The sequence below is a fragment of the Methanoregula sp. genome (genome assembly GCF_041663825.1).
Lineage (GTDB): Archaea > Halobacteriota > Methanomicrobia > Methanomicrobiales > Methanospirillaceae > Methanoregula.
The window spans coordinates 14,574-31,096 of the sequence record NZ_JBAYLY010000015.1 but is presented as its reverse complement, the minus strand read 5'-3'; the positions used below and the strand labels follow the sequence as shown (position 1 = coordinate 31,096).

Below are 16,523 nucleotides of genomic sequence, written 5' to 3'. Positions count from 1 at the left end.
TATACGCGGTTAACTCCATCTGACTCAACCGGGACAGTGTTATCATTATTCCGGAGATGCAGGGCGGGTTTGCGAACACGCTCATAATCGAGATGGGCACAAGATAACGCAGAGCCGTATCCGTGAGAATACGTGATATCCCGGTACCGGGTCAAAAGAGCGCATCGGGCGCTTGTTTTTATCGCCCGTTAATTATTCCCTGTTATCTTTCATACCTTTGTAACAGGTGGTAGAAAAGATCGTCATCCACGAATCAACAAATACATTTTTTAGACGATGCTACGTAAGCTTAACTTACCTGTTATGTACCGCATCCTCTATGTCGATGACGAGCCGGCCCTCCTTGAGATCGGCAAACTTTTTTTGGAGGAGAAAGGACAGTTCAGTGTAGACACCAGTCTCTCTGCGTCCGCCGGTCTGGATCTCCTTGCATCGGCACATTACGATGCCGTCATCTCGGACTACCAGATGCCGGGCATGGACGGTATCGGGTTTCTCAAGAAGGTCCGGACCTCAGGAAATACCATCCCCTTCATCCTTTTCACCGGCCGGGGACGTGAAGAGGTTGTCATCCAGGCTTTAAACGAAGGGGCGGATTTCTACCTCCAGAAAGGCGGGGAACCGGTTTCGCAGTTTGCCGAACTCGCGCACAAGATCCGGCAATCCGTCCAGAAGAGACAGGCCGAGCTCATGATACGCGACCATGAGCGGCGTGAAGCGGAGATTATCAATTTCCTGCCGGATGCAACGTTTGCTATCGATATCCATGGAAAAGTGATTGCATGGAACCGTGCCATTGAGGAGATGACCGGTGTTCCGGTTGGGGAGATTATCGGGAAAGCCGATTATGAATATGCTCTCCCGTTCTACCACGAACGGCGTCCGGTCACGGTCGATCTCGTCCTTCACGATGACCCGTCCGTTATTGAAAAATATCCGGTCATGAAAAAGGACGGCAGCTCCCTGTTCTCAGAGATCTATATCCCCCACTTCAATAAAAGCAGGGGGGCACATCTCTGGTTTACCGCATCCCCGCTCTATGACACCGCCGGGAATCTTACGGGTGCAATCGAATCTATCCGGGACATTACCGAACGCGTACGGGCGAAAGAGGCGCTGAACCTGGAGAAACAGCGCATCGAGTCCCTGCTCTCCCTCAACCGGATGGAGACGAGGACCGATGCAGAGATATCCGCGCAGGTTATCGAGGATGCCATACGGCTGACCGGGAGTACTATCGGGTACCTCACCACAGTAAATGACGATGAATCCGTCATAACCATGCAGAACTGGTCCACATCTGCGCATGAATCCTGTAAAATTATCAATAAACCGATCGTGTATTCCGTGGAAAAAACCGGCCTGTGGGGCGAAGCAGTCCGCCAGCGTAAGCCTGTGATAACCAAAGATTATGCTGCCAAAAACCCGCTGAAACATGGTATGCCCAACGGGCATGTTCCTCTTGTGCGGCATATGAATATTCCTGTTTTTGAGGGGGATCATATCGTTGCCGTTGCCGGGGTGGGTAACAAAGATACGAATTACAACGAGGGAGATGTTCACGAGCTGCAGCTCCTGATGCAGGGCTGGTGGCAGATCCGGGTCAGGAAACGGGCACAGGAAGAAATCCGGCGCTCCAATATGATCTTAAAGACCCAGCAGGAAATCTCCCCGGATGGGATCCTGACTGTTGACGAACAGAGAAAGATCCTCAATTATAACCAGACTTTTGTCGCGATCTGGAAAATTCCCCTTGATCTTCTTGCAACCGGAACAAATGAGCCTGTTCTCCGGCATATGGCCGGACAGGTAGCCGATCCTGATACATTTCTTACCCGGGTCCAGGATGTCTACGATCAAAAAGTAGCGAAGAGTTTCGAAGATCTGCTGCTTAAGGACGGGAGGGTACTGGAATGGTTTTCGGCCCCGATGCTTGGGGAAGAGGAAGAATATTTCGGGAGGGTATGGTTCTTCCGGGATATCACCCGGCGAAAGATGGATGAGGACGCAATTCGAGCCGCCCAGGAAAAGTTCTCTACGATCTATCTCCAGAGCCCGGACGTCATCTGGATAAGCGAACTGGAATCCGGCCGGTTTATCGATGTGAATAATGCCGCAGAACGTATATTCGGGTATACCCGTGAGGAATTCATTGGCAGGAACTCTCTTAATCTCGGAATCTGGGTGAACCCGGAGGACAGAACCGTTTTGACACAGAGGATCCAAAAGGAAGGGCGTGTTGACCGTTTCGGGATTATTCTCCGAAGAAAAAACGGAGAAAATTTTCATGCTGAATGTTCCGCATCAACGATCCATATCCGTGGGACGGAATACCTGATTATCACGATACGGGATATATCCGGAATGAAGCGGGCACAAGAGGCCCTGAAGGAGAGCGAAGAGAAGTTCCGTCTCATTGTTGAGAACAGCCATGACATCATCTACACACTCACGGCAAAAGGCGTCTTTATTTTCGTTTCACCTGCATGGACAAACCTCTTAGGGCACCCGGTAACGCAGGTAACCGGACACCCATTCATGGAATTTGTCCATCCGGATGATATTCCCGGGTGCATGGCATTCCTTCGCTCTGTGATCCTCAAGGGACAACGACAAGAGGGAATCGAGTACCGCGTAAAGCATAGAGACGGGACATGGTATTGGCACAGCTCAAGTGCTGTTCCCCTGAAGGATGAAACGGGTACAATCGTGGGTTTTTATGGTATCGCCCGCGACATCACCGAACAGAAGAAAGCGGAGGAGATTCTGCGGAAGAGCGAGGAGAACTACCGGCTCATTGCAGACAATACTACCGACACCATCTGGATCTTCGACATGGACTTCCGGCTCCGGTACATAAGCCCGTCCATTGAAAAGATGCGGGGCTTCACGGTCGAGGAAGCCATGGCACTGCCCCTTGACCGGCATATGACGCCCGATTCCCTTGCGGCCGTCCGGCGCCTGTTTGAAAAAGAGATAGAACAAGAAGAGTCCGGGACTAAAGATCCCCATCGCAGGGTCTCGTTTGAGACCGAGGAGTACTGCAGGGACGGCTCAACCATCCTCGTAGAGAATTCCGTGGCCCTTCTGCGGGATGCTGCCGGCCGGCCCACGGGCATCCTCGGAATTTCACGGGACATTACAGAACGGAAGCATGTGGAGGAGGCCCTGCGGGAGAGCGAGAAGAAGTACCGGCAGCTGTTCGAGATTAGTAGTGACGCCCTGTTTGTCACGGAGAACGTGACCGGGAAAATCATCGAGGTCAACGAGGCAGCTACGAGAATGTACGGGTATTCCCATGACGAACTGCTCACGTTGTGCAACAGCGATCTCTCGGCCGAGCCGGAAAAAACACTGGGGATCATGGCAATCGATTCGGAGGACCGTGTGAAGGTACCGGTGCGGTACCACAGGAAAAAAGACGGTACCGTCTTCCCGGTGGAAATCACGGTCAGTTTTTTTACCTGGAATGGCCGCAGGGTAAATATCGGATCAATCAGAGATATCTCCGAGCGCAAACGCGCGGATGAGGATTTGCAAAAAGCCCATGACGACCTGGAAATCCGGGTGCAGGAACGGACCGCAGCTCTGCGTGAGAGCGAGGAAAGACTGAAGTTAAAACTGGATTCAATTTTAATGGCCGATACGGATATCAGTGACCTGGAACTTATCAACATCCTCGATATCCCGAAAATCCAGTCAATGATGGATGATTTTTCCCGGCTGACCTGTATGGTAACTGCAATCGTTGATCTGAAGGGAAACGTGATTGAATCATCAGGCTGGCAGGATATCTGCACAAAATTCCACCGTATCAATAAACAATCGGCAGGATTCTGCATAGAATGTGACCTCTATTTAGCCCGGAATCTTAAACCCGGCCAATATGTCGAATACAAGTGCAGGAATAACTTACGTGACGTTGTGACCCCGCTCTTTATCGGTGACAAGCATGTCGGCAATGTTTATACGGGACAGTTCTTTTATGATGATGAGATCATCGAAGACACGGTCTTTATTGCCCAGGCAGAAGAGTTCGGGTTTGACCGGGAAAAATATATGGCAGCCTTACGTGCTGTCCCCCGTTTCAGCCACGAACAGATTAATCGCCTGATGGACTACCTGGTAAAATTATCCGGTTTCATATCCCGGCTCAGTTATAGTAACCTGAAACTCGCAGGAGCCATGACTGGACAGAAACAGGTACAAGGCGAACTCCAGACGTTATACGATGAACTGGATAAGCGGGTTAGTGAACGAACAGCCGAACTCAGCCGGGCCCAGGCTGCCTACAAACAGGCAAACAAAAAACTGAACCTGCTCTCCGGTATCACCCGACATGATATTAACAACCAACTATTGGTAGCGCGTGGGTTTCTTAAGATATTACACCAGAAAATTCCGGATCCTGCTTATGAGAAAGAGTTCACCCGGATCGAAGAAGCATGGAGCCGGATATTTGGCATGATCCAGTTCACCAAACATTATGAACAAATTGGCGTGAGTGCCCCGGTCTGGCAGAATTGCCGGACGCTCGTAGACACTGCAGTAAAAGATATCTTGCCCGGGAACGTGCTCGTGAAAAACGATCTTCCCGAAAATACCGAAGTGTTTGCCGATCCTCTGATTGTCAAGGTCTTTTACAACCTGGTCGATAATGCCCACCAATATGGCGTAAAGATCTCTAAAATACAGTTTTCTCTGCAGGAATCTGCTGATGGCTGCTGTATTATCTGCGAGGATGACGGGGTGGGGATTTTACCTGAAGACAAGGAGCGGATATTTGATCGGGGATTTGGGAAGAATACCGGAATGGGCCTCTATCTTGCCCGGGAGATCCTCTCCATAACAAACATCACCATCACCGAGACCGGCGAGCCGGGTAAGGGAGCACGCTTTGAGATCAACGTGCCAAAGGAGGCGTGGCGAAACTCCAAAGGAGAATGAATACTAACGGGGATTTTTAAATAATCCTTTTTTGATCTGTGATTCGTTTTTTCCGGCGTAGATATTACAGCGAATCCTGCATTTTTGCCGGTAATCGGAATTTCCCTCTCCTTTTTAAAGACCTCGTCAGGAAAAGGACTACCGGCGATCCAAAATTCCGGGTCACGGTCCAAAATCCCATGCCGGATGCACGAATCACCCGGCTTTAAGAACATCGCCATCTTAATCTCTTTTTATAATAACAAAAGCGGGCACAAATTCCATGACCGAACCCCAGAATCCTTCCTGCAACCCCCTCCCAAAAGACCGGATCTGTACCCTCAACGACGCGATCTACGCGTTTGCCATGACCCTGCTCGTTGTCACCATTGATATCCCCTCAAAATACGAGCATGCGCATGACATCGCACCCGTCCACTCGATCATGCTCGCCATCATCCCGGATCTTATCCACTTTTTTATTGCATTTGTCATGCTTGCGATTCTCTGGTACTTCGAGCACCAGCGGTTCCAGTATCTCCGTCATCTCGACCGCCCGCTTCTCTGTATGAACATGGCAAGTCTTGTCTTTGTCTGCCTGATCCCTTTCTCCACCAACATTGCCGGTGACTACCCGTTCGATACCCTTGGATCCATTATTTTTGAGATCAACATCCTTGCAATCGGAATGATCGCCTTTGCCCAGTGGATGTATATCCGGAACAAGGCGACATACCTCATCCCCGGATTCAACCTGGCGCACATCAACCGTGAGATCACCTGGTCGCTCGTCTTTCCCCTGCTATCCCTTGGCGGGATCGCTCTTGCCTTCATTCACATTCCCGGGAGTGTTGGCATCTACATTCTTGCCCCAATTATCATGGCATTCCTGTACTGGAAGAATCTGGCGTGATCGTGCGGTCGCGCAATACTTTTTTATGAGGAGAAAACATGGCCGGGACCCCGGCATTCTTGCTTCAGGAAGTTTAAATCCAAAAAAATCGTCTGGCAAATTTCCCTGAACTTTCCCCGGCAATTGCGAGGATACCCTGAAGGATCGTCATCTCCCTCATACGAGTGATGAGTGCCACCGCCCCCGGCAGGAAGCCCCTGTGGAGGAGGAGTAACCGTAAAACTTCACTCACCCCCGGTACCCGGATGCCCTCCTTGTCACCACAAAATGATACCCGTGGCAGATCCCTTGCGTTATTAAAAAAACCCTTTGTTTTTTGGCATTAGTAGGGCTCCGGGCCCGGCCGGGTTTCCGGAAAGGTTGTAGCCGGTTTTTTCGCGACCAAAGGAAGGCCGCTAAATTGCACGGTTTTTTCCTGATTAAAACGGCCCGTTTCCTAAAATACCGGTTAATAACAACATTCGTGGAACGTGTTGGCACCATTTCCACGGGAGATGTCATGATCCGGTACCGACCCGGATACTCTTTCGTCGGAGAATGGACCCCCGGATACGGTCGGTCCGGCCCATCGTTATAAGTGAGGTTTTAGCCCGGACCCGATATCCCTGACCGGCAGGTAATGTTCCCACTCCCAGTACTTCCCTATTTTCAAGTTGGATGAACAACCACCAAAAATTCGTATAAGCCAGATCTGGAAGCGGAAGTATCTTTTTTGACAGCCACCCCCCACCCCCGGGCCACAAGAGGGGGGTGGGGGTATTATGCTTTTAAAAAATAGGTCGGGGTGTGGGGGGGCCTCTCCTTTTTGGGAGCGGGGGGTCCCCTTAGCAAGAAAAGAGGCCCCTACCCCCCAAGCAATCGGCCGGCAAAATATACCTTCAGACCATAACTCCACACGAAGCACAGGTTTTGGAAATGCTGGAAAAGGGGGGGTAGGGCCCCACTTATGCCCGAACAGGGGGGTGGGGGTATCACGCTTTTAAAAAATCGGTTGGGGGGGCGGGGTACCTCTCATTTTTGGGAGTGGGGGGTGCCACCCAGGGCTTGCCAGGAGGGGGTACCCCCAAGAGACCGGGAATCGCTTCGGCAAGTCCTATTAAAAAATTCTGATGTTTACAAAGGAAAATTTAGAGAAGTACTGGCTCCCGGCATGATACCATGGCGACAGGTCAGCCCGGCAAATAAAAACGGGTAAAACCGGGACTCAACCTTGTGACGTATCACGAAAGGGGGCCCTGATACGGGAAAAACCAGCATTTTCACCGGTCTTAACGATTTAGCGGTGAAGATCGTGTATCGCATCTCTAAAAAAGGATAAATCCGGTGACGAAGGTTACCCCTCAATCACCTTCGCCGCAAACGTCTCTGCCGTACGCAGGTGCGGGCGATCTGCTGACGAGGCATTCCACGCAGCGGCATAGAGCAGGAGCAGTGCGTTGTCGAGCGCCGCATCGAATCCTGCATCGAATCCCTCATCATTTTTCTTCCGGGGCGGCACCGGCCGGGCAAGCAGCGCCTCATCAGCCGATGTAAACTGCTTGTACCACTCCGTGTGGGGCCGGGACTTTTCCGTGATTTCTGCCTGCTCAGCGAGGATCTCAAACGCCGTCGAGAAGGCCGGTGCACTGCCCGAACCATCAAGCGCAAAGCGCCCTTCGCGGGCCTCATCCTGCACATCGCCGTATTCACCGGCCGCATATCTCATAAATGTCACCGCAGCCTTGTGCGCCGCTGCAGGTGGCAGGCTGGTGCAGGCGGGCAGTATTTTCTCAACATAATCCCCGAGCGGACCGGAAAGGGTGCCATCCTGGGGGATAACAGCGGCAGCGCCGAACCGGGACTTCAGCCGCACGAGCAGGATCGAAAGGCTCACTGCATAGAGCAGTTCAAGGACAAGCGTCGCCACCGCATCATCAAGCGGCACGGCAAAGAAGATGATGGCATAGATGGGGGTTGTCAGCGCGACGATATCCTTCTTTGGCCGGATCCATGCGAGATACGCGAGAACAACCGACGCAATCACGCAACCGACTGCAGTAAAGCGCAGGTCGATTACAATCCCGGACATCCATATGAGAATCGCAACCGCCGCGCCACCAAATGAGAACACTGGCACGGCCCATTCCAGGGATGCCGGAGTGACCGCAGCTTTCTTTGTCGGGATATCAGTTTGTGACATAAAAATCTCCTTAAAAAGAATAAACGCACAAAAAACGCACGTCAGCGCTCTTTTTCAGGCCCGGACTTCCTTTCAATTTTTTTGATCGAGACACAGTTGATCACCGGGTCGCCAACTGCAACATAACGGTGGATCACCATGCCGAGCACTTCCACCACGTCATGTTCATGAATATCCTCGATAGGATTCGTGAACATCTTGCACGATATTTCGCCCGACCGATCGGCAACGATAAACTGCGGCCGGTTCAGGAACCGGAAACGCACTTTCTCGACAACACCTTCAATCCGGACCGGTTTTCCGATCATGTTCTCGTTTATCAGCTTGACCCGGACGGTCTTTGCCTCTGCTTCGTAGGCCGGGGTAATATCCGCGTACTCTCTGCGGCTCATGTAGTTGAGCGCAATAGGGATCACAAGCAACATGAAAAGTCCCGGGATCAGCCAGATGAGCTGCGACCGTACTTCAGCACTGTATACGGAAGCAACCAGCAAAAAGATAGTGAAGACCACAAAAACCCCAATCGAGAGGATTGAGACCTTCACTTCAACATTACCAATCTTCATTAAAAAAGAGTTATGTGAGTCTATCTACTTCAGTGCTGCGATCTCTTTCCTGAACGCAACCCAGTAGACGACACCAACAAAGAACAAGCCGCCAACGATGTTTCCGATCGTGACCGGTATAAGGTTGCTTGTCCACATCGTGACCCAGTTCACGCTTGCTACGTGCTTGGTCGCATCGGCGATGAATCCCTGCGTAAAGATACCTGCCGGGATGAAATACATGTTTGCGACACAGTGTTCGAATCCGCTCGAAACGAAGGCCATGATCGGGAACCAGATCCCAAAGAACTTGCCAACAAGATCGTCAGCGCATATCCCGAGCAGGATAGCGAGGTTGACAAGCCAGTTGCAGGCAATACCCTTGAGGAATGCCGAATAGAATCCCATCATGCCTACATAACTGGTCTTTGCCGTGGCGATTGCTATAGCACGTGTCCCAAACGCGGTGACCGTACCAACGCCGGCAGCGTCGAACGAGACGAACGGTCCGTTCGCACAGATGTATGCCCATACAATGGAGCCGATAAGGTTCCCTATATACACCCATACCCAAAGGTTGATGACCTGCATCCAGCTGATCTTGTGGATGAATGCTGCCATCGGAGCGAGCATTGCGTCACCGGTGAAGAGTTCTGCACCCGTCAGCACAGTGATGATAAGCCCAACCGGGAAGACCGCACCCAGAATTAACTGGGAGAACCCGGCGCTTGCCGTGCCGTACCGAAGTGCGGCGTCACTTGCCTGAATCCCTGTGCTGCACACGGTTGCGAGAGCTCCACCCATCGCGATGTACGCCCCGGACATAAATCCACGGACGAGCATGTTCCATGTGGGCAAGCCTACTTTGTATTTTCCGGCGTCGCCGGCTTTGGCGACAATTGCGACCGGAGGATGAAACACCATTCTCTTACACACCTCTTGAAACGTTTCAACCTATTCAAGCAACCGGTATCATCTGATCATAACCAGAGAGTATCACCATTGCTCGATATAGGCTGAAATTATAATCATTTTTGTCGTTATTAATACCTTTCTAAATGCTTTCCGGTAGGCTCACGCCGGAGAATACTTTGATTATAAAATATGTTTCCGATCACTGTCCCGGGTGTTTTACCAGTGCCCCGGTGATAAAAACACTCATTAAAAAAATTACTTTACCCCGGTAAAAGGGAGTTTGGTTCCTGAACCACTATAAAAAATATATTGTATCTTTAAAAAGCAGGATTGGGAAGGGACCATATGCGCGTTACGTTCAGGAAATCCCCGGTTGACAAGGGGTAGTTTACATTTCTTTAAAATAAACCGGAATCCTGGTAACACCTGTTTCTTCAGGACAAACCCGGGGCCATTTCTATCCGCCATGTGTCCGGGAATGTTTTGGTCCTTGTCCATAATGTTCATCTGGTGAATCGGTTGATACTCTACTATTACAATCATAAACCGGGTTTTCCTTTGAAACAATCTCTCATCACCGGGCCGGTCTTTGAATATCACAACCGTCCGGGTCATATCGAATGTTACGACCGCCTCCGCGCGATTACCGCACAGTTACCGGAAGGTATACCTGTCCGCGCCCCGGTGGCTGCGGCAGATGAAGATCTTGAACGTGTCCACCAGCCCGGTTATCTTTCATGGCTCCACCGGCAATGCGCCATCCATAGCGAGTACGATACGGTTGACGAATACGGGTGCACCGGCGGGTACTTCACCGGGAATACATATGTGTCGGGATTTTTGGATGAAAACACTTACATCAACCCCCGGTCATACGAAGTTGCCACGTTTGCGGCAGGCTCGGCGATTGCCGCAACGGAGCGTGCGCTGGATGGCGAGAGCTGTTTTGCGCTTGTCCGGCCCCCGGGCCACCACGCCGCATCTGACTGGGCGATGGGCTTCTGCCTCATCAACAATACAGCGATAGCAGCAGCAAAGGCGCTCACATCCGTGGATCGCGTGGCGATCGTCGACTGGGATGTGCACCACGGGAATGGGACGCAGGAGATCTTCTACGGGAATGACCGGGTGCTGTACTGTTCTGTCCACGCGGAGGATTTCTTTCCCCACTCCGGTGCAGTAACCGAGACCGGGACCGGGGCCGGCACAGGATACACGGCAAACGCCCCGCTGCCGCAGAAGAGCACTATCGGGGATTACGTGCATATTTTTTCTGATGTTTTTCTCCCGTTGCTCGAACGGGAGCATCCCGATCTTGTTATCGTTTCTGCCGGGCAGGATGCGCTCGTGGACGATCCGGTCAGTGGCATGAGTCTTCTTCCGGCCGATTACGGCACGCTTGCCGGGCTGCTCCTCGATGCACTCGATCTGCCACCTGCGTTCGTGCTTGAAGGCGGGTACGGCCCGTCACAGCCTGCCGCCATCAACGCAATCTTCGCGGCGGTGAGTGGAAAACGAAGTTCGGGGCCGGTGCCGGAACCCTCAGCCGGGGCCCGGGAGCGGGTGCAGATGTTACGGAAACTACATGGCCTCCGATGAGGGACCTATAAGAGAGGATCTATGACGTTGCACAAGGACAGGTGTTGCCATAAATGACGGGAAACTCCCCGATGGCGATCGCGAATGAATATTTACGAATCCTACATACCGGCACAAAAATGTTAGATAAAACCCGGGATGGCAGGATGACCATGAACGGTTCCATGCCTCGTTCCTGTCCCGCAAATTTCCACCAGGTACTATGAAACCCCCCCGCGTCCTTCCGATGCTGTCCACCGTTGTCCAGACCGGGCTTGTGGCAGTCGATAAAGTGTGCTTTTGTGAGCTTGGAGCTTGCCCGGTCTGCGGAGGGCCGGTATCGGGATACGATACAAAAAAGAAAGTGTTTGCGATCATCCGTGAAGAGGAGGAGGAACGCATCATCAGGGTAACGGTAAAGCGGTTTTTCTGCCGCAACTGCGATCACATCATTAACGCCGATGAACCATTCTATCCCCGTACCCGGATAGGTTCGCCGGTTATCGATCTCTGTCTCACCCTTGCCACCACGATGCCGGTGAACCGCACGGCAGCTTACCTTGACGCCATGGGCGTGATCGTGGACCGGACCAGCTGCCGGCTGTACGTCCGTAAGCATCCCCGGCAAATCCCCATGACCGATCTCTTCGGTATTAAAATTCCGAGTTCCGTGGTTTCACTCTCCACCCTTGGAGCCCGGGCCGGACAACATTCTCTCGTTGAAGGGGCAGACGTTCTTGCTGCCTGTGGTTTCCCGTCCAAAAAACCGGGCCGTGCCTCACCTGCCGCTTCCCCCTAAAAACCGGGAAGACCCAAATGATGAAGAAAAGAGAAAAAGGACGGCACCTAAAACACCAGAATACCGCTGTGATGCCAAGTGCCAGGCAACCTGAAAGGAGGATAAGGTGTATTACCCTTGCGTCCGTAATGCGATCTCCCTGACTGCATAGGCCGGTAATGCATCTGCAGCCGGCCCAAGTGCCTGCATGAGATTTATCCCGCCGCATTCGCGGGCAAAGAGTGAAGCACCGATACCCGCTACAATAACTGACGAAGCTCCACTTTCTTTTGTCACACGACGCACGGTGTTGCAGACGAGCGCCCGCTGCCGGTCCCAGAACGCTTCAGCGATCTCCATGACCCCGGTGTTGCCAATCTCTTCAAGGTCTGCACACACCACCCGCGCGAGCCGACGGCGGGATGCATCAGGCGTCTTCTCCTTGTGATCCGGTGTGTCGCAGGTATACTCCTCCGGTGTGATATGGTTTAGTACGAGGTGGACATCGGCACTTGCGGCAAAATATTCCGTGCTGACCGGCGTTGCAGTCCCCGCAAGGTTCACTGATGAAAGAATACCTGCCACCGGCGTCCGCAGCATGCCGGTGTACACGAGGTAACCTTTCTGGAGCCGCACAAGATCCGAAAGGCCCATGAGCGAGGGGAACCGGGAAAGGGGGATGATGTCAGCCGTCGTGCTTCCTATATCGAGCAACACCGCATCCGGGTACTTCGTCTGTAAAAAATCTGCGGAAGCCAGCCAGTTTGCGGCGGCAAGCGCCGGTACCGGGCCGTCGTGGAATTTTGCATCGGTGCCGTAGAACCGGGCAGACAAAAAGACCTCCCGCACCGCGTTTGCAATAAAGGTAATCCCCTGAATCTTATTTTCAAAACAGTCTGCAAGTTCGCCGCTCATGACGACTGCTGCCTCGTCATCGCTGCCATTTGCGTACTGCCGGAGCAGTTCTGGTATCGGGGCACCGGTCCAGAGAGGGCAGTAGTGGATGTGGACACCGTTTTTGTCAACAACCTTGAGGTTTGCGCCCCCGACGTCAATGCCGATCATGCCGGATTTACCGTCCCGTGCGTGTCAAACCGTACTTTCCCGGTGAGATGAACCTCTTTTGGCGCGTTGCCATGCGAAGCTTCCACGAGGAGCGCCGCTATCTCCTCTTTCATGCAGGCAGCGATCCCGACAATACTTGTCGTGATCCGGGGGTTCACATCCACGACATAGACTTTGTCCGCGACAACGACGTCGATACCACAGTATCCCTGGCAGCCAAGCACGGTCGCTGTTTTTACTGCGGTATCGATGATCTCCTGCCCGCGTGCGTGGCAGACCGGGGTTTCCCCCCCGGAGTAGGTAAATGCACCATCGGCACCAAGGGTAACAAACTGCCGGTTTATGGCAAGGACAAGCGGCGGGTTGCCTGAAAAATACAGGCAGGCCTCACCCACGACCCGGCTCATGACAAGGCTGACCGAGAAATGCTCACCTTTAATATACTCCTGGGCAAACTCTCCCTTGCCCGGAGCATCCGTCGTGAGTCGCACGCCCTTCGCGTCGCAGCCGCTCACCGGTTTTACTACATGCCGGCCTTCGGAAGCATCTGCCGGCACCGGAATTCCGTGGCTTTTTAAGAGTTTTCCCGTCGTTACCTTGTTTGCACAGAGTGCTATGTTCATGCTGCCACAGCCGAGATTATGGGAGTGCTGTTCAACCGGGAGGGTAAATTTTGCAAGCAGGGGATCGGGTGCAATCACAAGACCCATCCCGCAAGCAGGAGCGAGCCGTACTATCTCATCGTAAAAATCCCCGGTGCCCGGCAGTACCACTTCATGGCCGCACCGGGCAAAACTCTTGTGCAGGACATCAAGCATCGCTGCCCCCTCGGGGGCAAGGACAGGATCACGGGCGGTTGCATACTCGGCTAGCAGGACTTTCATCGCAAGTACTTATTTGCACCCGCATAAAATTACCCTATCCGTTTCCACCATTTTCGTGCCTGCGATCGATCGGTGAGTTATTTGATAAGGCGGCGCTAAAGAGTACCGTGTTATGAAACCCGCGATCCTGCTCACCAATGATGACGGTGTGAACTCCCTTGGCATCTGGGCGGCCTACGAAGCGCTCGCCCCGATCGCGGATGTGACGGTTGTTGCCCCGGCAACCCAGCAGAGCGCAGTCGGCCGCTCGATTTCGATCTTTGAACCCATCCGGGCAAACCGGATCAAAATCAACGGCATCCCCGCGTGGGCGGTCGCAGGTAAGCCAACCGATGCGGCAATCATCGGTCTGTACGCGCTTAAACTTGCACCGGCGCTTGTGGTGAGCGGGATAAATATCGGCGAGAACCTTTCCTATGAATCCATCATGACTTCGGGCACGATGGGCGCGGCGCTCGAAGCGTCCAACCAGGGTACCAAGGGTATTGCATTCTCCTTACAGGTAGAAGATCAAGGGGACAAGTTTGATGACCCTGGCCAGTCTGCGCAGAGTTTTGATGAGGCAAAGAAGGTCGTGCGTGACGTGGTCAGCCGCATTCTTGAATCAGGATTCTGCCCGCATGCTGACGTGATCAATGTGAACATCCCGTCAAAAGTCAGCGGAGGCTACGAAGTGACCCGGCTTGCCCGCAAGCTCTTCAATACCGGTGTCGAAAAACGGCTTGATCCAAGAGGCCGTCCATACTTCTGGATCAACGGCCCGCTCCTTGGAGATGCCGAAGAGGGCACGGATGTGCATGCGGTCCGGAAGGGGAACGTCTCGATTACACCCATTACCCTTGACTGCACTGCGTATGCGGCCGAGAATGAGACAAAGAAGATCTTTTTGGACTAAATAATGCCGGGCGGGGTCGGGAGTTTTTCAGCGATTTTTTTTAGCGATTGGGCAAATATGATTCTTATTCCCGGTATACAGGGAGATCTGATGCATCAGCCCGGATTATTCATGTTGAAGCACGGAAGAACCGGGCATGACCATAGACTCTCGCTTCCGTACCTGAAATGAGTGAAACCAAAACGAGATAGATCCCGCATCAGGGCCTTTCCGGGACACAGCGGGCACGATGACCTTTTTTAAGAATTGGTTACTGATCAGCCAATAGGCAACCCACAAGGGTGGCAGTGGAGTCCATCGTAATGGGGGTTGGGGGACGTCAACCCATGTGAACTTATATGAAGGGGAATGAATTTACCCGCGTAATTTCAACGAAGAGCCAAAAACAGGAATTTTCCCGGCATAAAATATTCACCAGTTTTAATTATCCCGGCACCGAAATCTATCATTGACATGGCTGGCACAACAGAATCAGTTGCCGCAGCAAAACGTGCGGCCGGATATCATGCAGCAGATATGGTGGAGGACGATATGGTGATCGGCCTCGGGACCGGCTCCACGGTTTTTTACATGATCGAGTGTCTCTCTGGCCGGATCAGGGACGGGCTTTCGGTTGCGGGTGTCCCGACATCCTACCAGACCGCCATGAGGGCGCGGGAGTACGGGGTTCCCCTGACAACGCTTGACGACAACCCGGTGCTTGATCTCGCCATTGACGGCGCCGACCAGATTGACCCGCAGCTCCGGATGATCAAGGGAAGGGGTGCAGCACTTACCCGGGAAAAATGCGTGGCCGCTGCAGCCTTCCGGATTATTGTGGTTGCTGACGATGCAAAGATGGTCCCCCGGCTCTCTGGCGTGGTGCCGGTCGAGACACTACCTTTTGCGACCCGGACTGCGATGGCGCAGCTGCGCGGACTGGGCTGCCGGCCGTTTATCCGTGAAGCAGTAAAAAAGGATGGGCCGGTCATCACAGACAACGGGAACTTTATTATCGACTGCCAGTTTGATGAGATTGTCGATCCTGCCGCGCTTGAAGCGGCAATAGTGATGATACCGGGTGTCATTGAGAGCGGACTCTTTACCCGTTTCTCTAATAATACAACCGTTATTATCGGGAATGAAAAAAAGTGTAAGGTACTGACATCAGCTGATGTAGTTCCGTAATTTCTGTATCATGGCGAGCTGGTTGGTCGCCTCTTTCTTTTTCTCTTTTTCAATGCTGTCCATAATATCGGTGATGGGTTTGGCAAGTTCGTAGATCTTGACCGGGCGTCCCTTGCTCTCAGCCTTGCTCTCGCGGCTTGAGATCCAGTTCTGATCCATCAGGTAGCGCATCGCAATACTTACTTCGGGCTGGCGCAGGTCGGTCCCGCGCTCGATCGCACGTGAGGTCGCTTCGGGAATGTTAGCTAAAAACACCAGCACCTTTGCCACGTTCTTCTTTGTTCCGATCTCGATGAGAAGGTTGGCAAATTCTTCCTCCTTCTCTGTGAAATACATTACATTTTCTGTTCTCATGAAATCGACACCACAATATTTTTTTCTGATGTTTATATATTATTTATCTTGCAATCGATATATATAGGGTCTGTTATTGATGTGCAATAGACGTTTGTTTTATATGTGTTATTTTATGGCAGTTAAAATCATTGAAATGTTAAAGATTTAAAATTATCTGGCCGGTTCGAGGAGCACACTCCGGCACAAATACCGTCCCCTTGGAAGTGCCAGCAAGCAAAGCGAGACCCGGCCGATCGTTTTTCCTGACCGTTGGGAGGCACCCCCCTCCCAGGCTACAAGAGGGTGTGGGGGTACCTCTCCTTTTTGGGAGTGGGGGGTACC

Annotated in this window: 12 protein-coding genes; 6 read left to right on the top strand and 6 right to left on the bottom strand. The window is 52.5% G+C overall.

Features of this window, described 5'->3' with window-relative positions:
• The first annotated feature begins 303 nt into the window (after positions 1-303).
• Together WCX19_RS08395 and WCX19_RS08390 are read left to right on the top strand one after the other, a co-directional pair.
• Positions 304-4,947: a PAS domain S-box protein gene (locus WCX19_RS08395; RefSeq protein ID WP_373007073.1), complete on the top strand. Its 4,644-nt coding sequence runs from the start codon at positions 304-306 to the stop codon at positions 4,945-4,947.
• 262 nt (positions 4,948-5,209) lie between these two features.
• Complete coding sequence (locus tag WCX19_RS08390; protein ID WP_373007071.1) at positions 5,210-5,839, top strand: TMEM175 family protein; 630 nt, start codon at positions 5,210-5,212, stop codon at positions 5,837-5,839.
• 1,333 nt (positions 5,840-7,172) lie between these two features.
• Here WCX19_RS08390 and WCX19_RS08385 read toward each other — a convergent pair.
• Genes WCX19_RS08385 through WCX19_RS08375 form a run of 3 tightly spaced genes read right to left on the bottom strand, consistent with a single transcriptional unit; the run spans position 7,173 to position 9,487 of the window.
• Positions 7,173-8,018, bottom strand: a complete 846-nt coding sequence (locus tag WCX19_RS08385) for a hypothetical protein (RefSeq protein WP_373007069.1) — start codon at positions 8,016-8,018, stop codon at positions 7,173-7,175.
• A 41-nt stretch (positions 8,019-8,059) separates the two neighbouring features.
• Positions 8,060-8,584, bottom strand: a complete 525-nt coding sequence (locus WCX19_RS08380) for a nucleotide-binding protein (protein WP_373007067.1) — start codon at positions 8,582-8,584, stop codon at positions 8,060-8,062.
• A gap of 24 nt (positions 8,585-8,608) precedes the next feature.
• Positions 8,609-9,487, bottom strand: coding sequence for a formate/nitrite transporter family protein (locus WCX19_RS08375; RefSeq protein WP_373007065.1), 879 nt, complete (start codon positions 9,485-9,487; stop codon positions 8,609-8,611).
• A 549-nt stretch (positions 9,488-10,036) separates the two neighbouring features.
• Between WCX19_RS08375 and WCX19_RS08370 the strand changes: the two genes are divergently transcribed.
• On the top strand, positions 10,037-11,077 hold the full coding sequence (locus WCX19_RS08370) for a histone deacetylase family protein (protein ID WP_373007063.1): 1,041 nt from the start codon (positions 10,037-10,039) through the stop codon (positions 11,075-11,077).
• A 202-nt stretch (positions 11,078-11,279) separates the two neighbouring features.
• Complete coding sequence (locus tag WCX19_RS08365; protein ID WP_373007061.1) at positions 11,280-11,855, top strand: hypothetical protein; 576 nt, start codon at positions 11,280-11,282, stop codon at positions 11,853-11,855.
• Positions 11,856-11,966: 111 nt separating this feature from the next.
• Here the strand turns inward: WCX19_RS08365 and WCX19_RS08360 are convergent, their stop codons facing one another.
• Complete coding sequence (locus WCX19_RS08360) at positions 11,967-12,899, bottom strand: hydantoinase/oxoprolinase family protein (RefSeq protein ID WP_373007059.1); 933 nt, start codon at positions 12,897-12,899, stop codon at positions 11,967-11,969.
• Complete coding sequence (locus tag WCX19_RS08355) at positions 12,896-13,783, bottom strand: ATP-grasp domain-containing protein (protein WP_373007057.1); 888 nt, start codon at positions 13,781-13,783, stop codon at positions 12,896-12,898. The genes WCX19_RS08360 and WCX19_RS08355 overlap by 4 nt, the downstream gene beginning before the upstream one ends.
• Before the next feature lie 112 nt (positions 13,784-13,895).
• On the opposite strand from WCX19_RS08355, the gene surE reads away from it, so the two are divergent.
• Together surE and rpiA are read left to right on the top strand one after the other, a co-directional pair.
• Positions 13,896-14,678 (top strand): 5'/3'-nucleotidase SurE, encoded by a 783-nt coding sequence (gene surE / locus WCX19_RS08350; RefSeq protein WP_373007055.1) that lies wholly within the window; start codon positions 13,896-13,898, stop codon positions 14,676-14,678.
• 453 nt (positions 14,679-15,131) lie between these two features.
• Positions 15,132-15,845 carry a ribose-5-phosphate isomerase RpiA gene (rpiA, locus tag WCX19_RS08345; RefSeq protein ID WP_373007053.1) on the top strand — a complete coding sequence of 238 codons (714 nt, stop codon included), beginning with the start codon at positions 15,132-15,134 and terminating at the stop codon, positions 15,843-15,845.
• On the opposite strand, the gene WCX19_RS08340 is transcribed toward rpiA, so the two are convergent.
• Entirely contained in the window at positions 15,825-16,199 is a 375-nt protein-coding gene (locus WCX19_RS08340) for an ArsR family transcriptional regulator (RefSeq protein WP_373007051.1), read from the bottom strand. The genes rpiA and WCX19_RS08340 overlap by 21 nt on opposite strands.
• Between the last annotated feature and the right edge of the window lie 324 nt (positions 16,200-16,523).

What these genes read in the sequence shown, in the direction of transcription:
- WCX19_RS08395 (WP_373007073.1), top strand. Translation starts at nt 304, where the DNA reads ATGTACCGCATCCTCTATGTCGATGACGAGCCGGCCCTCCTTGAGATC.
- WCX19_RS08390 (WP_373007071.1), top strand. Translation starts at nt 5,210, where the DNA reads ATGACCGAACCCCAGAATCCTTCCTGCAACCCCCTCCCAAAAGACCGG.
- WCX19_RS08385 (WP_373007069.1), bottom strand. Translation starts at nt 8,018, where the DNA reads ATGTCACAAACTGATATCCCGACAAAGAAAGCTGCGGTCACTCCGGCA.
- WCX19_RS08380 (WP_373007067.1), bottom strand. Translation starts at nt 8,584, where the DNA reads ATGAAGATTGGTAATGTTGAAGTGAAGGTCTCAATCCTCTCGATTGGG.
- WCX19_RS08375 (WP_373007065.1), bottom strand. Translation starts at nt 9,487, where the DNA reads ATGGTGTTTCATCCTCCGGTCGCAATTGTCGCCAAAGCCGGCGACGCC.
- WCX19_RS08365 (WP_373007061.1), top strand. Translation starts at nt 11,280, where the DNA reads ATGAAACCCCCCCGCGTCCTTCCGATGCTGTCCACCGTTGTCCAGACC.
- WCX19_RS08360 (WP_373007059.1), bottom strand. Translation starts at nt 12,899, where the DNA reads ATGATCGGCATTGACGTCGGGGGCGCAAACCTCAAGGTTGTTGACAAA.
- WCX19_RS08355 (WP_373007057.1), bottom strand. Translation starts at nt 13,783, where the DNA reads ATGAAAGTCCTGCTAGCCGAGTATGCAACCGCCCGTGATCCTGTCCTT.
- surE (WP_373007055.1), top strand. Translation starts at nt 13,896, where the DNA reads ATGAAACCCGCGATCCTGCTCACCAATGATGACGGTGTGAACTCCCTT.
- rpiA (WP_373007053.1), top strand. Translation starts at nt 15,132, where the DNA reads ATGGCTGGCACAACAGAATCAGTTGCCGCAGCAAAACGTGCGGCCGGA.
- WCX19_RS08340 (WP_373007051.1), bottom strand. Translation starts at nt 16,199, where the DNA reads ATGAGAACAGAAAATGTAATGTATTTCACAGAGAAGGAGGAAGAATTT.